This is a genomic window from Magnetospirillum sp. LM-5, from assembly GCF_902729445.1.
In the GTDB taxonomy this organism is placed as follows: Bacteria; Pseudomonadota; Alphaproteobacteria; order Rhodospirillales; family Magnetospirillaceae; genus Magnetospirillum.
The window spans coordinates 62,361-77,485 of sequence record NZ_CACVCE010000012.1; the positions used below are offsets into that span (position 1 = coordinate 62,361).

The window sequence follows — 15,125 nt, forward strand, 5'->3', positions numbered from 1 at the left end:
TCGGGGTTCTGCTAGGCAGGCCTAGGCGAAGGGTCTATATTCCTCTGGCGTGGGGAGGAAGTGGTGGTCGAGACTCGCAGCATCAGAGCTGAATTGCTCGTATTGTTGGCGGCGGCCACCATCCCGCTATTCGCGTTGCTGGCCTACGCGATCTATTCCAGCGCGGCCACCGGCGTCGCGCTGGCGGAATCGAACGCGCGCAACCTGGCCAAGATCACCGCGTCCGACACCGATCGGATCATCCGCACCAACCGCGAGGCGCTGGCGCGGATCGCGCTGCGTCCGATGATCCGCAATGCCGCCCTGGGGCATTGCGACGATTTCCTGAACGATTTTCACGCCGTCTTCCCGGTCTTCGCCAACGCCACGGTGATCGATCCGACCGGGCTCGCGGTCTGCTCGGCGGTGGCACAGCCGGGCGGCAAGCCGGTCAACGTCGCCAAGGCCGAATGGTTCCAGCGGGCCCTGGCCAGCCAGGATTTCGTCGTCGGCCGGCCGTTCCTGGAACCGATCACCGGCCGCTGGGTGTCGGTGCTGATCTCGCCGGTACGGGGCGAGGGGGGCGATATCAGTGGCTATCTCGGCTTTCCCATCGACCTGGCCGCCTATCGCCCCAGCGTTTCCCAGGCCGATCTGGGGGAATACGTCACCGTCGGCATCCTGGACGACCAGAGCACCTTGATCTGGCGAAACATCGATCCCGAGAATTGGGTGGGCAAGAATCTGGCCCATATGCCGGCCTCGCAGCGCATGATAGAAGGCGAGCGTAAATTCACCGAGACCGGCGTCGATGGAATCGAGCGGGTCTACTTCGTCGAGAGTTTGACCGAGGCCGATTGGCACGTTTTCGTCGGCGTGCCCAAGCACACCCTTTACCAAGGCGCCATCCGAAGCGGCCTGATCAATGCCGGAATCGGCATCGTGGTGCTGGTGCTGGTGCTGGTGCTGGCGGCCAGGATCGGGCATCGGATCAGTTCGCCGATGCGCAAGCTGGCCCAGGTCGCCGTCGGCATCAAGCACGGCGACGTGGCGCTCAGGGCCACCCTTGACGGCCCGCGCGAGTTGGTCGAGGTCGCCCGTGAGTTCAACGCGATGATCGAGGTCCGCGAGGATCAGCGTCGGCGCATGAGCGAACGGGAGGAAGCCTTGCGCCAATCCAACGCCGAATTGGAACGCTTCGCCTATGTCGCCTCGCACGATCTGCAGACGCCGTTGCGCAATATCGCCAGCTACAGCCAGTTGCTGGAGCGGCGCTACAAGGGCCGGCTGGACCAGGACGCCGACGACTTCATCACCTTCATCGTCGATGGCGCCAAGCATATGTCGCGGCTGATCAACGACCTGCTGTCCTACTCGCGCATCACCAGCCAGGGCCGCCCGCTGGTGCCGGTGTCGGCCCATCAGGCGGCGGCCCTGGCGCTGGACAACCTGCAACTGGCCATCGACGAGGCCGGCGGCCAGGTCGAGCTGGCGCCGTTGCCCGAGGTCCTGGCCGACGAGCAGCAACTGGTCAGCCTGTTTCAGAACCTGATCGGCAACGCCATCAAGTATCGCGCTTCCGATCGGCCCCCGGAGGTGCGTATTTCTGCAGGCGACCATTCGGCCTCGCACTGGATCTTCACGGTCGCCGATAACGGGATCGGGATCGACAGCCAGTATTTCGGCAAGATCTTCGAACTGTTCCAGCGTCTGGCGCCGTCCGGCGACGTCGATGGCACCGGCATCGGCCTGGCCCTGTGTCAGCGCCTGGTGACCCGGTTCGGCGGCACGATCGGCGTGGACTCGATTCCCGGCCAGGGCAGCACCTTCTGGTTCACCCTGCCGAAGGTGGGCAATCCCCGCTGATCGATCCCGCATCGCGCAGGGTGAAATGAAAGGTCGAGCCCTCGTCGGGTTGGGACTCGACCCAGATGCTGCCGCCGAAGCGGGTGACGATGCGCCGGCACAAGGTCAGGCCGATGCCGGTGCCTTCGGCCTTGGCGGTCGGGTCGAGACGCTGGAAGATCTCGAAGATCTTGTCGTGGTACTGGGCCGGAATGCCGATGCCGTTGTCGGCGACCGAGAAGCGCCATTGGGTTGGGCTGATGGGCGCGGCGGTCACCTCGATCTTCACCGGGCGGTCGGGGCTGCGATACTTGATGGCGTTGCCGATCAGGTTCTGGAACAGGCTGACCAGCCGGGTCTGGTCGGCGATCACCCGAGGCAATTCGCCGACATTGATGGTCGCGGCGGTCTTTTCGATGTCGGTGCGAAGATGCATGAGCGCCATGTCCACCGCAGCACGGGCCGACACCGGCAGAAGCGGCTTGGCCTGGCTGGTGACGCGCGAATATTCCAGCAAATCGTTGATCAGCCGCGACATCTGCTTGGAATTATCGACGATGAAGGTGATGAAATCGTCGGCGTCCTTGTCCATCTGCCCCTTATAGCGCCGCTCCAGCAACTGGGTGTAGCCGACGATGTTGCGCAGCGGTGTCTGCAGATCGTGCGAGGCGACGTAGGCGAACTGTTCCAGGTCGGTGTTGGATTGCGCCAGCTGGTGGGTCCGTTCCTGCAATTCGGCCTTGGTTCGCTCCAGCACCTCGATCTGCTGGCGCATGTCGTTGGTGTGCACGATCATGCTGCCGGTCAGCGGCCGCAGCACCAGCATCAGGCCGACCACCCCGAACAACGCCAGCAGCAGGGCCGACAGCGTCACCACCAGCACCAGCCGATCGACCGAGGCGGTGGCCTGGGCGGCGCTGGTGCGCATCACCATCACCCACTCGGCGCTGGGAAGTGCTGCCGACACCAGGATCGGGTCGCCGGTCGAATCGATCGTGGGCGGGGCGCCGGTGACGGCGGCGGTGGCGGCGCGCGAGACCGGATCGTCCTCGGGCAGGCTCATGCCCGGCTGGATCGGGCTTTGTCCGAAGGGGATCAGCAGGCGGGGCGGCTGTTGCTTGCCGACGATGGCGATGTCCCCGGTATCGCCCAGGCTTTGGCCGTCGCGCAGGATGTTCAGCAGGCGCTGGGCGTTGATCAGCAACAGGTCCGACCCGATGCGCTCGCCGCTCCGACTGAACAAGGGGGCGCCCACCACCAGATGCGGCACACCGTCGATCATTTCCGGCGGCGACAAGGTCGGCCCGCGGCTATCGGCGGCGGGAACCGCGCCACGCGGCCAGACAAAGGCCTTGCCGACCGCCACCACCAACTGGTTCTGGGCGTCCAGCCGGGCGATCCCTTGCAACTCGGTCGACAGACCCAGCGAATCTTGCAGCTTGTCCCGGGTGAAGTCCGCCAGGGCCTCGCGGGTCATGCGGCCCTCGTGGAAGTCGGCCAGTTTGTCGCGGATGACGGTGCGGCTGGTGACCTGCTGCGCCAGCATGCGCCCGCGCGACAGGAACTCCTCGGCGGCCATGACCTTCAACTCGACGACGTGGCTGAGCGAGGCGTAGCTGCCAGCCCGAAGCGTCAGTGCCAGAGGTCCGACGCTGGCACCGGCGACCACCAGGCAGATGGCGGTCATCACAACGGCCGAATAGAGCGCGATGGAACGGCGTAGCCGCTCCGCATTGACTTCGGTCAGGCCAACCTCCCCGAATATGAACAATTTGGAATGCTATGCGAATCGGCCGCGCAAGTGAACGGGATTTAACCAGCGGGGGCGGGAATTGTCGGCTTGGCGGCCCGGATGGTGAACATCGATCGCCGACCGGCTATTGTGTCCGACCCGATGCGGAGACGAGATCGATGACCTGTAAAATCTGCGGCGCGCCGACCGAAGGACGTGACCATTGCGGCGAACCCTGCCGGCTCAAGCTTGAATGCCTGCGCATCGCCTGGGACCGCGCCGCCCGCATGGTCGGGGTCAACGGCTATTACGACCGCCGCACCCGCGAGCATCTACGCAATCACAACAGCCGCGGCGCCAAGGTCATGTACAAGGAATGGGAAGCGGCCAAGGCCCGGCTGGGCGAGCGGCCGTGATGCGCTTGCATGGCGGGTTGGGGCGGCGAAAGACGCGGATTATACCAGCGGCCGCAATGCCTGACCTTCGGTCCGTCATTACGGCGCCCTCACGCGCCGGGCGGCGGACCTCCGTCCGCCTTGGCTTCCGCGCCATAAGGCGCGCGGCCGCACTTGCGGCCGTCCAACGGTCGAAGGCTTCGACCGTTGGTATTATACCTCGTCGTTCATGTTCAGCGTGGGGGGCGGCTCTTCCTGTTTGATCACGCCGCCCAGGCGCAGGCCGGGGACCGGGATGTCGGCGACGAAGCGGGTGTTGACCAGGTCGGTGCGGGCCTTGGTCAGGGCCAGCTGGGTCAGGATCAGCGCCACCAGATTGGCGACGAACAAAGCGGCGGCCGGCAGCAACGCCGCCCTGGACAACGCGCCGAACAGCGGGATGGCAAACAGTGCCGGCACGGCGGCGAACATGCAGGCGTCGCGCCAGCGCTTGGCCTTGACCATCCGGGCCGCCCGCCAGGCGGCCGGGGATTTCAGCACCAGCTTGGTGCCGGCCTGGGCCACCAACTGGGCGGCATAGCCGGCATAGGGGGCTGGCAGGTCCTTGAACTTGCCGATCAGGTAAAGCCCGTCGGCCGACGGCGTGAAGGGGACGTGAAGCGCGTTGATCGGCCACTTCCCGCGCGGCACATGCGGGCCGATGATCTTGAACACTTCGATCGAGAACGCCGTGTTGGCGTTCAGCACATAAACGTCGATACCGCTCACGTCCACCCCCGCCTGGTGTGGTGATTCCAAAGCTCACGTCATCATGCGGATTTCGGAAACACCACACAATTCAATGAATGAACCTCAATAGACGCCGGCAGCGTTCAACGCCGCCGCATATTTCCGATCCTCGATCAGGATGTGAGTCACGATCCAATCGTGCAGGAACTCCAGGACTTCGACGGCCTGGACCGGCTCGCGCGCGATCCGCTCCTCCAGTTCCAAGACCTGTTTCGTCAGCTTGACGTGGCGTTGCTTGTGCTCTGGCGTGTCGCCATAGCCGTAGCGCTGCATCAAGGCTTCTTCCTCGGCGAAGTGATATTTGGTGTAGGTGATCAGGAAGTCCAGTGCGGCGGCGACCTCTTCCCGGCTGCGTTCGCTTTCGACCGCGTCCAACAGGTGGTTGGCGGTGGCGAACAGCCGGCGGTGCTGCGCGTCGATTTGCTGGATGTTGATGCTGTATTCGTCGTTCCAGGCCAGCACCGTGCGGCCGGCCTGCGACACCGACGATTCCTGGCGGTTGCGCCGTTCGAAGGTCTCGAACAACTTCCAGCGGACGTTGGGGATGGCGCCCAACAGGTTGGCGGGGATCGAATGGATCTCGGTCGGTTCCTCGGTGCGCAGGCGGGCGATGCCGGGGGCGTCGAACACGGCGGCCTCCTCGCCGAAGAACTCGCCCTCGCCCAGGGTCTCGATCACCTCGCCGCCCAGCACGCGGCTGACCCGGCCCGAGCGGATCAGGCCGACAGCGCGCTCGTTGTGGTCGATGAAGCTGCCGGGCTCGTAGACGCGGCGCCGCATCGATTTGGTCAGGGCGTTCAAGGTGCCGGTCGAGACCACGCCGCCCAGCAGCCAGGTGCGCGACAGGAACTCGCGGCCCTCCATCAGGGTGGAAATGCCGCTGAACAATTGGTGGCGCAGGACGAAGGTGGTGTAGACGTCGCAAGGGATCTCGAGGACCTGGACGAAGCTGACGGCGCGGCAGGTTTCGGCGGCCGGCAGGCCGTGCAGGCCGGTCAGCTCGCCCAGAAGGGCGCCCGCCGACAGGGCGGCGCGGGCCTCGCCGTCCTCGTCCAGCATTTCGACCTGGCCGGTCAGCAGCAGATAGATGCAATCCTGCGGCTGGCCGTTCTTGTAGATGATGGTCTCGGGATTGAACATGCGCATCGGGCCGTTCAGGATGGCCTCGATGTGGTCGGGATTGACCTGCGGGAAATAGGCGGTCAGCAGCTTGAAGGCGGTCCGGCCCAGGAAGTCGCGGTGCGCCGAGATCAGCACGTCGACGGTGCCGAAACTGGCCCCCGAGCCGATGCGCTTTTGTTCCGGCGTCAGGGCCTGGGCGGTGTGGGCCAGCAAGATCTTGCCCGATTTGTCGGCGATGAAGTCGGTGGCGACGCCGTGGATCAAGCCCCCGCCGATATCGACCTTCTTGATGTCGGCCGGTTCATGGTAATTGGCGGCCACTTGGTCGAAGGCCGCCTGCGACAGGCCGGGCTTGGACTCGTCGTCGGTGACGAAGCCCTTCAGCACCGCCAGGCTGACCAGGTCGGCGTAATGGGCATAGGTCCTCAGGCCCCCGGCCCCCATGGCGCGGAACTGGAAGATGGTGTTCTCGACCGGATGCGGCGAGAACAGCGGCTTGACGTCCATGCCGTCGATGTCGTTCCACTGCCCCAGCGCCAGATCGTGGACATCGAAATATTCGTGGAACTCGCTTTCCTCGATGGACAGCAGTGCCGACAGCTTCTTGGCCACCGAATGGCGCACCATCGGCACGGCGAAATACTTGATGCGGTGGTCGGCCTGCATCAGCGAGGTCAGGCCGGCGAAATGGTCGTCATGGCCGTGGGTGTGGAAGATACCCTCGATCTCGTTGATGCCGATGCCCAGGGCGGTCAGGCTGTGATCCAGGTTCGGCCCGGCATCGACCAGGTAGACCCGGCCCTGGAACACCACGACCGACCCCATGCTGGGGCGGCGGATGTCCCAGCCGTCGCCTTCACCCAGATGGACCACGGCGAAATAGTCGCGGCGGAACTGGAAGCTGCCCAGCGGATAGGGACAATCGTGACTGCGGTGCGGCGCCAGGTTCAGATCGACGATGGCGGTGTCGTCGCCATAGCTCACCTCGAAGACGTTCAGGCTGACGCGGCGGATGGTGACGCCGTTCTTGATCTCCATCGGGCGGTCGTCGAGGATCAGGCCGTTCAGCAATTCGCGCGGATGCTGGATGCGGCCGAAGGCGAACTTCAGCTTCAGGCGCATCATCTCGCGGGCCTGGTCGGCGGGCACGCCGGCATCCATCAGTTCCAGCTCGGAAATCAGGCCGTAATTGCCGCGATAGATGTATTGCATCTGCGCTTCGACCTGCTCGCGCCGGCCGATCAGGATCGGCTTGGCCCCGGAATTGTTGGGGTGGCCGGGCAGCAGCAGGCCCTGGCGATAGAACATCTGCAGGACGGGGAATTCGGCCAGGTTGCACACCTCGCCGTTCTGGACCATGACGTCCGACAGCAAGATGGCGTTGGGGCCGGTCTCGCACATCACGCCGCCGACATTGATCGGCCGGATCAGGCCGCGCCGCATCAGGTGCTTGACCGAGTCGGCCGGGCATCCGCACAGGATGCGCAGGTCGGCATCGGGGACCGCCAGCCAGATGATTCCCGGTTCGATCTCGATGGTGACGATGCTGGCCATGCCGGCGGCTCCCTTTATTCCCCGGCCACGAGTCTAGCGCATGAAACGTGGCGGGGAAACCGGGACGTGCAAGGCGAGTTTCAGCAGTTCCAGACGACGTAGCCCTGGGTGGTGACGCCGGCCTGGGCCAAGACTGTCTTCGCGTCGGCATAAAGCGAGGCGGTGACGATGCTGGGGATCACCGCCGCCTTGGCCGTGCCATAGCTTTGCCAGGTCACGCCGGCGGTCGTCGCCCAATCGTTGGCGGTTTCGCTGCCCGAGGTATAGAGCTGCGGCGACAGGAAGTCGATATTGCCGTCCTGGAAAAAGCCTTCCATCAGTTGGGCGGCGTCGGCGATGCCATAGGGCCCCGAATGGCTGACGGTGACCAGGACCTTCAGACCGGCGGCCTTGGCGGCGGCGAAGGATTGCGCGAACGGCACCGACAGGCCGCTGTCGCCTTCCTCGACGTCATAGGCCAGGCCCTGATAGGCGGCAAAGCTGCCGGCGGCGATGGCGGAATTGATCTTTTGCAGCAGGTCGGCGCTGAAACGGCCGTTTTCATTGCCGCCCCCCAGGCCCAGATACTTGGTGCCCACCAGGCCGGCGACGGTGGCGGCGCTGTTGGAAAGGGCCTGGTCGGGATCGGTCCAGCCGCTGAAGGCGATGCCCAGATTGGCCCCGGCCGGCGGGGTGACGCTCAGCCAGGTCCGGCGCCAATAGCCGATATTGGCGGCCGCGACCGGCTGCGGCTGCGGTTGCGAGCCGGCGGGGATCACGATGGTCTGGCCGACCTGCAGCGCCGATGCCGGCATATTGGGATTGGCGGCGGCGATCTGGTCGGCGGTGACGCCCTGGCAGCCATTGACGGCCTGGGCGATCGACCAATAGGAATCGCCCGGTTGGATGGTGTACTTCAAGCCCTCGGTCATGATCAGCCCCCCCGCCCTGGTTTCGTCGGTATCGGCCGAACGGTCGATCCGGCCCCAGGATGGCACTGATACCGGCCAGTAAAAAGGGAAAAAGTAGAACTTAAATACCATGTTACATTACGCGCGCCGGTGGGGCCGCTTCTTCACGGCGCCATGAACCTGCATCGGGCGTCTGAAAATTGGTGAGGAATGCGGGACTTGAACCCGCGCAGGCGCAGCCTGCAAAACCAACACCCTTGCGGGTTCGTCTGAAAGTTGGTGGGGACGGCGGGACTTGAACCCGCAAGGCCGAAGCCGGGCGATTTTAAGTCGCCAGTGTTTACCGTTTCACCACGTCCCCTTGATCCGCCGTGGCGGCTCAAGATTTTGCCTGGGGCGCGCCCGTGCCGGGCGGCTCAGACGCCGCTCGGGCTGTGTGCGCGAGGTGGGGCGGCCGTCCTACGGGGCGGCCTTGGGGAGATATTTCGAGATATCGACGTCGTCGATCTGCTCGGGCTTCAGATATTGCTCGGCATAGTCCTTCCACACGCCGGACTGCAGGAACAGCACCCACAGATCGGGGTCGATGTGGGCATCCTTGACCATGAACGACATGATCTTCAGGGATTCCGACAGGGTCTTGGGCTTCTTGTAGGGGCGGTCGGCGGCGGTCAGCGCCTCGAAGATGTCGGCCACCGCCATCATGCGGGCCGGGTCGCTCATCTGCTCGCGCATCAGGCCCTTGGGATAGCCGCGGCCGTTCATCTGTTCGTGGTGGCCGCCGGCCCATTCGGCGACCCGGGTCAGGTTCTTGGGGAAGGGCAGGGCCTTCAGCATCAAGATGGTCTGGGTGATGTGCTCGTTGATCTTGAAGCGGTCCTCGGCGGTCAGGGTGCCGCGGCCGATCGACAGATTGTAGATTTCACCCTGGTTGTACTTGTTGGCGCAGGGCTTCATGGTGAAGCCCTCCTCGTCATAGCGGCTCCAGTCGATGGTCGCCTCGTGCGGGATGATGTGCCAGTCGTGGTCGGCCAGCACCTTTTCCACCACCGGCGGCTTGGGCTCGTCCGGCTTGCGGCGCTTCATCTCGTCGATGGACAGACCCAGATGGTCGTCGATGGTGCGCACCCAGGTCATCTCGGCGATCTGCTTCAGGCGCTCGATGCGTTCGGGCGCCATGAACTCGCCGCCGACATTGCATTCGGCGACGAAGCCGAAATCCTCGTCCAACTGGGCCAGGCGGGCTTCCATCTCGGCCTTCAACTCGGCCTCGGGCTTCTCGTCGGCGATGACCGCCTGCAGATAATCGATGACGGCGTCGCGCTTCATCACCTCGAACCGCATCCGCACTTCGTGGATCCGGTTGTAGATGGTTTCCAGCTTGGTCGCCTTGTCGACGATGTATTCCGGCGTGGTGACCTTGCCGCAATCGTGCAGGCCGGCGGCGACTTCCAGTTCGTACCACTCGTCCTCGGTCAGGTCGAAGTCGGCGAACGGGCCTTCGGTCTGGTCGCAGGCCGCCTTGGCCAGCATGGCGGTCAGGGCGGGCACGCGATTGCAGTGGCCCCCGGTATAGGGGCTCTTGGCGTCGATCGCGCCGGCGATGACTTGAATGAAGCTCTTGAACAGATGTTTCTGGGCTTCGATCAGGCGCTGGTTGTCCAGCGCCACCGCCGCCTGCGAGGTCAGGGCCTCGATCAGCGGGGTGATGTCGGGGCCGAAGGCGATGACGGTGTTCTTGGCGTCGCGGGCGTTGATCAGCTGCAGGACGCCGATCACCTCGTTCTCGTAGTTCTTCAAGGGCACGGTCAGGAACGACTTCGACCGATAGCCGGTCTTGGCGTCGAAGGCCTTGGTGCCGGAAAAGTCGAACTTGTCGACGTCGTAGGCGTCGGTGATGTTGACGGTGGTGCCCGACAGCGCGCAGTAGCTCGAGACGTTCTTGTGGTTGGGCACGCCCTGATCGTCATGCAGCCTGAGCGGCGGGAACGGGATCGGCTTGCCGGTGGTGCCGCCCATCGCCACGTCCAGCGTGTCGTTCAGCATGATCTCGAACTTCAGCGCGTCCTTCTTTTCGGTGACCAGATACAGCGTGCCGCCGTCGGCGTTGGTCATCGACTTGGCGCCCAGCAGAATCTTTTCCATCAGCCGGTTGTGATTCCGCTCGGCCGAGAGGGCGATACCCAACTCGATCAGCGTCCGATATCGCTGTTCCTGCGATGCCGCGGCCATGTGCGCAACTCCCTCATCCCTGCCCAGGGCAATATTTAAGGGTAACCGTTCTCGCGCACAAGGCCAAGGCCAAGGTTGACCTTTCCGCTCGCTTCGCGCTTCCATGGGGCGCCATCTGCCGGAGGTCTCCTTGCCCCACGATTCCTTGCGCGATTTTATCTCCAGGTTGGAAAGCACGGGCCGACTTGTGCGTGTCGGTGTGCCGGTGTCGCCGTCCCTGGAGATGACCGAGATCCAGACCCGCCTGCTGGCCGAGGGCGGCCCGGCGGTTTTGTTCGAGAATCCTGTGCGCGCCGACGGCAGCGCTTACGGCATGCCGATGCTGGTCAACCTGTTCGGCACCGTGGAAAGGGTGGCGTGGGGCATGGACCGCGAGCCCGGCCAGTTGCGCGAGGTGGGCGAGACCCTGGCCTTCCTCAAGCAGCCCGAGCCGCCGGGCGGCTGGCGCGAAGCCTTGGAAATGCTGCCTTTGGTCCGAAATGTCATGGCGATGAAGCCGAAGACGGTCGGCAACGCGCCCTGCCAGCAGGTGGTGCTGACCGGCGATCAGATCGATCTGGGCCGGCTGCCGATCCAGGGCTGCTGGCCGGGCGAGCCGGCGCCCCTGATCACCTGGCCGCTGGTGGTGACCCAAGGCCCCAACCCGCCCGAGGACAAGCGCGACGCCTTCAACCTGGGCATCTACCGCATGCAGGTGACCGCCAAGGACGAAACCTTGATGCGCTGGCTGAAGCACAGGGGCGGCGCCCAGCATTTCCACCGCTGGAAGCAGGTGAAGTCCGAACCGATGCCGGCCGCCGTGGTGATCGGGGCCGATCCCGGCACCATCATCGCCGCCGTGACCCCGGTCCCCGAGACCTTGTCGGAATACCAGTTCGCCGGCCTGCTGCGCGGCAAGAAGGTCGAACTGGTCGATTGCAAGACGGTGCCCCTGAAGGTGCCGGCCAATGCGGAAATCGTGCTGGAAGGCCATGTCCTGCTGGACCGGACCGGGCCGGAAGGCCCCTATGGCGACCACACCGGCTATTACAACAATGTCGAGGATTTCCCGGTCTTCAAGGTCTCGGCCATCACCATGCGCAAGGACCCGATTTATCTGTCGACCTTCACCGGACGCCCGCCGGACGAGCCCAGCGTGCTGGGCGAAGCCCTGAACGAGGTGTTCATTCCGCTGCTGACCCAGCAATTCCCGGAAATCGTCGATTTCTGGCTGCCGCCCGAAGGCTGCAGCTACCGCATCGCCGTGGTGTCCATCAAGAAGGCCTATCCCGGCCACGCCAAGCGGGCGATGTTCGGCATCTGGAGCTTCCTGAAGCAGTTCATGTACACCAAGTTCGTCATCGTGGTGGATGACGACATCGATTGCCGCGATTGGAAGGACGTGATGTGGGCGATCTCGACCCGCATGGACCCGGCCCGCGACATCACCGTGGTCGAGGGCACCCCCATCGATTATCTGGACTTCGCCAGCCCCGAATCGGGCCTGGGCGGCAAGATCGGGCTGGACGCCACCAACAAATGGCCGCCCGAGACCCATCGCGAATGGGGCGTCAAGCTGACCATGGCCCAAGAAATCGTCGATCAGGTGACCAGGCGCTGGGGGGAATACGGCCTGCCCGGATCGGGCAAGCCGATCTGGAAATAGTGTCCTGCCCCCGAAATTCGCATCGCGAATTCCGGGGATAAGCAGGCCACTCATTTGTTGAATTGTGTGGTGATTCTGAAATTCGCAGCCTTCTGCAAATTTCAGAATCACCACACGAGCGGTTACTTCCTGGCGGCCGGGGCCATCGCCTGCATCTTCGCGTCCATCTGGGCCTGCAGCACCAGGTCGAACATCATCAAGGTGGCGGTGTCGCCGTCCTCGTGCACCAGGACCGCTTCCTGCTTGGGGGTTTTCCAGCGGATCAGGGTGTCGCCCTGATCCTGCGGCGCGCCGAAGCGGCTGGTCAGGAACTTGCCCAGGTCGGCGAAGCCGGCGCGCGGGAACTCGATGAACAATTGCACCATGCGCCGGGTGCCGCCGGCATCGGGGCCGAAGGTGGCGGCCATCTGGCCGGGCTGGCCGGCGATCTTGCGCTTGGCCTGGCTCCACACCCCCTTGTCGTCGACGGACAACAGGGCGCAGCGGGTCGCCCCCATATTGGTCATCTGTTGCGGCATGGTCAAAAGCTTGCCCAAGGTGCCCGGCTTGTCGGGGTCGTCGCTGCAATAGACCGCCATGCCCGGCGGCCAGGCCCCGAAGCGGAACTGGCCCTGCATCATGCCCGGCCGGGCGAAGCCCAGGTCGAATTCCCTGTCGGCGGCCAGGGCGGGCGACGACAACAGCAAAAAAGCGGCCAGCAAGTGACGGAACATCATGATCCCCCGGTGGTTCGCGGGCAGTTTAGCGCAAGGTGAATGTGCGCATCATCTGTCGGAAAGCCGCGCCCGCGCCCGGGAATCCGCGCCCGACGGCAAGGGGGCGGCGCGGTCGGCCATCCAGGCGGCGATGTCGTCCAGCACCAGTTTGGCCTGCAGGTCGCGCAGCAGCATGTGCCAGCCCTGGGCGTACAGGGCGACCTGCTGGTCGCGTCCCAAGCCGGGCAGGGCGCGGATCGCCCGCCAGGTCGGCTCGGCCGGGATGACCTCGTCCTTCTCGCCATACAGGACCAGGGTCGGGCCGGAGACCTTGGGGGCCAGTTCGGCGGCGCGGTCCATCAGATCGACCACCCCCTTGATGGCATCGACACGGGTTTCCTTGATGACCAAGGGGTCGGCGCCCAGCTTCTTCAGCATCTCGATATTGTCGGACGGGCGGATGTTCAGCCCGCGCCCCGACGGCTTCCAGCCCGGCGCGACATGATAGGCCAGCCACAGGACGGCCTGCTGGTACCACGGCATGGCGGCGCGGCCCCACACCGCGGGCGCCGACAAAATTTTCGCGGTCATTTCCGCGGGCGTGCGGCCCTGGGCTTCCATCACCATCAAGACGGCCCCGCCCATGCTTTCGCCCAGGGCGAACACCGGCAGGCCGGGATGCTTGGCCGCCAACAGGCGAATGGCGGTGGCGGAATCGTCGGCCATGGCCTCGGTCGATGACCACGTGCCCGGATGCGGCCCCTGGCCGAAGCCGCGCTGGTCATAGGCATAAGAGGCGATGCCCAGCCCGGCCAGATACGCGCCCGGTTCGTCGAAGAAGTTCGAGTAATCGTTCATGCCGTGCAGGGCGACGATCACCGCCTTGGGAGGCCCGGCCGGCAGCCACTGGCGTAGCGGCAGGCGGGCGCCGTCGGCCATCAGCAGATGATCGGGGGCGAGCGCGGGGGTGACCACCGGTGGGCCGGGCGGGTGGCTCACGGCGGCGCAAGCCGACAGCAGCAGGGCGAACAGCAGGACATTGAGCCGCCTCATGCCTTGGACGAGGTCAGTTGCAGGAAGATGTCTTCCAGGTCGGCTTCCTCGGTCGACAGGTCCTGGATGACCAGCCCGGCCTCGCGCACCAGATCCAGGATCTTGCCCATGGGCAGCACCGACGGCTGATAGCGGATGACCAGCCGTCCGTCGGGCCTGATCTCGGGGGCCAGTGCCGCCAGGGCGGCTGGCACGGATTCGGGACGCCGGTCCAGGGTCAGGACCACCGCCTTGGAATCCATCCGCGCCAGCAGGTTCGGCGTGGTGTCGCAGGCCACCAGACGGCCCTGGTTGATGATGGCGATGCGGTCGCACAATTCCTGGGCTTCTTCCAGGTAATGGGTGGTCAGGACCACGGTGGTCCCGGCGGTGTTCAACTGGCGGATCATCGCCCACAGGCTTTGGCGCAGTTCGATATCGACGCCGGCGGTCGGCTCGTCCAGCACCAGGACCGGCGGATTGTGCACCATCGCCTTGGCCACCAGCAGGCGGCGGCGCATGCCGCCCGACAGGGTGCGGGCATAGGAATCAGCCTTGTCGGCCAGGCCGACGGCTTCCAGGATCGCCTCGGTGCGGCGCTCAGGTCTGGGCACGCCGTACATGCCGGCCTGGACCTCCAGCAATTCGCGCGGCGTGAAGAACGGGTCCAGGTTCAGCTCTTGCGGGACCACGCCGATGGCCGCCTTGGCGCCCCTCGGGTCCTTGTCGATATCCCGGTCCCACACCGCCACGGTCCCGGCGCTTTTCATCACCAGCCCGGCCAGGATGTTGATGAAGGTGCTTTTGCCGGCGCCGTTCGGCCCCAAAAGGCCGAAGAACGAGCCCCTGGGAATCGCCAGCGACACCTGGTTCAGCGCCTGCTTGCGGCCCTGCCTGCCGGCATAGACCTTGGAAAGGCCGTCGGCGTGGACGGCGTTGTCGGGAAGTGTTTGCTCCATCGTCAGCAATGGGTATCATCCGCCGGTTTCAACGGTCAACGGATCATCCATCATGTCCAACGCCCCGGCTGCCCAGAAGGCCCCCCAGTTCGAGACCATCACCGTCGAGTCCGCCTCGGTCGGCTGCGACGGCGGCGGCGGTCCGCTGGGCCATCCGCTGGTCTATCTGCATCTCGGCCACGACCGCCAGGTGACCTGCCCCTATTGCTCGCGCAATTTCGTGCTGGCCGAGGGCGCCAAGCTCGGCGGGCATTGA

The 15,125-nt window shown here is 65.0% G+C and carries 12 protein-coding genes and 1 tRNA gene; 4 read left to right on the top strand and 9 right to left on the bottom strand.

What is annotated here, in order from left to right; all coding sequences use genetic code 11:
- Positions 1 to 63: 63 nt before the first annotated feature.
- Positions 64 to 1,845 carry an ATP-binding protein gene (locus MTBLM5_RS06370; protein ID WP_173974928.1) on the top strand — a complete coding sequence of 594 codons (1,782 nt, stop codon included), beginning with the start codon at positions 64 to 66 and terminating at the stop codon, positions 1,843 to 1,845.
- Here the strand turns inward: MTBLM5_RS06370 and MTBLM5_RS06375 are convergent.
- On the bottom strand, positions 1,814 to 3,511 hold the full coding sequence (locus tag MTBLM5_RS06375) for a sensor histidine kinase (protein WP_254430935.1): 1,698 nt from the start codon (positions 3,509 to 3,511) through the stop codon (positions 1,814 to 1,816). The two genes, MTBLM5_RS06370 and MTBLM5_RS06375, sit on opposite strands and share 32 nt — an antisense overlap.
- A 224-nt stretch (positions 3,512 to 3,735) precedes the next feature.
- Here MTBLM5_RS06375 and MTBLM5_RS06380 point away from each other — a divergent pair, with 224 nt between their 5' ends.
- On the top strand, positions 3,736 to 3,972 hold the full coding sequence (locus tag MTBLM5_RS06380) for a hypothetical protein (protein ID WP_173974929.1): 237 nt from the start codon (positions 3,736 to 3,738) through the stop codon (positions 3,970 to 3,972).
- A 192-nt stretch (positions 3,973 to 4,164) separates the two neighbouring features.
- Here the strand turns inward: MTBLM5_RS06380 and MTBLM5_RS06385 are convergent, their stop codons facing one another.
- The 5 genes from MTBLM5_RS06385 to MTBLM5_RS06405 form a co-directional block, all read right to left on the bottom strand.
- Positions 4,165 to 4,719: a hypothetical protein gene (locus MTBLM5_RS06385; protein ID WP_173974930.1), complete on the bottom strand. Its 555-nt coding sequence runs from the start codon at positions 4,717 to 4,719 to the stop codon at positions 4,165 to 4,167.
- 84 nt (positions 4,720 to 4,803) lie between these two features.
- The gene (locus MTBLM5_RS06390; RefSeq protein ID WP_173974931.1) at positions 4,804 to 7,416 is read right to left on the bottom strand and encodes a bacteriohemerythrin; all 2,613 of its coding nucleotides are present in this window, start codon (positions 7,414 to 7,416) and stop codon (positions 4,804 to 4,806) included.
- An 80-nt stretch (positions 7,417 to 7,496) separates the two neighbouring features.
- Positions 7,497 to 8,327, bottom strand: coding sequence for a LysM domain-containing protein (locus tag MTBLM5_RS06395; RefSeq protein ID WP_173974932.1), 831 nt, complete (start codon positions 8,325 to 8,327; stop codon positions 7,497 to 7,499).
- A 256-nt stretch (positions 8,328 to 8,583) separates the two neighbouring features.
- Positions 8,584 to 8,667: transfer RNA gene (locus MTBLM5_RS06400), tRNA-Leu, on the bottom strand.
- Positions 8,668 to 8,765: 98 nt separating this feature from the next.
- The gene (locus MTBLM5_RS06405; protein ID WP_173974933.1) at positions 8,766 to 10,538 is read right to left on the bottom strand and encodes an HD family phosphohydrolase; all 1,773 of its coding nucleotides are present in this window, start codon (positions 10,536 to 10,538) and stop codon (positions 8,766 to 8,768) included.
- A 130-nt stretch (positions 10,539 to 10,668) separates the two neighbouring features.
- On the opposite strand from MTBLM5_RS06405, the gene MTBLM5_RS06410 reads away from it, so the two are divergent.
- Positions 10,669 to 12,183, top strand: coding sequence for a UbiD family decarboxylase (locus MTBLM5_RS06410; RefSeq protein ID WP_173974934.1), 1,515 nt, complete (start codon positions 10,669 to 10,671; stop codon positions 12,181 to 12,183).
- A gap of 122 nt (positions 12,184 to 12,305) precedes the next feature.
- Here the strand turns inward: MTBLM5_RS06410 and MTBLM5_RS06415 are convergent, their stop codons facing one another.
- The 3 genes from MTBLM5_RS06415 to MTBLM5_RS06425 are packed head-to-tail and all read right to left on the bottom strand — an operon-like array spanning position 12,306 to position 14,869.
- Complete coding sequence (locus tag MTBLM5_RS06415) at positions 12,306 to 12,899, bottom strand: hypothetical protein (protein WP_173974935.1); 594 nt, start codon at positions 12,897 to 12,899, stop codon at positions 12,306 to 12,308.
- 48 nt (positions 12,900 to 12,947) lie between these two features.
- Positions 12,948 to 13,931, bottom strand: coding sequence for an alpha/beta hydrolase (locus MTBLM5_RS06420; RefSeq protein ID WP_173974936.1), 984 nt, complete (start codon positions 13,929 to 13,931; stop codon positions 12,948 to 12,950).
- Positions 13,928 to 14,869, bottom strand: coding sequence for an ABC transporter ATP-binding protein (locus MTBLM5_RS06425; RefSeq protein ID WP_173974937.1), 942 nt, complete (start codon positions 14,867 to 14,869; stop codon positions 13,928 to 13,930). Before MTBLM5_RS06425 ends, MTBLM5_RS06420 begins: the two co-directional genes overlap by 4 nt.
- 52 nt (positions 14,870 to 14,921) lie before the next feature.
- Here MTBLM5_RS06425 and MTBLM5_RS06430 point away from each other — a divergent pair, with 52 nt between their 5' ends.
- Positions 14,922 to 15,125 (top strand): zinc-finger domain-containing protein, encoded by a 204-nt coding sequence (locus MTBLM5_RS06430; RefSeq protein WP_173974938.1) that lies wholly within the window; start codon positions 14,922 to 14,924, stop codon positions 15,123 to 15,125.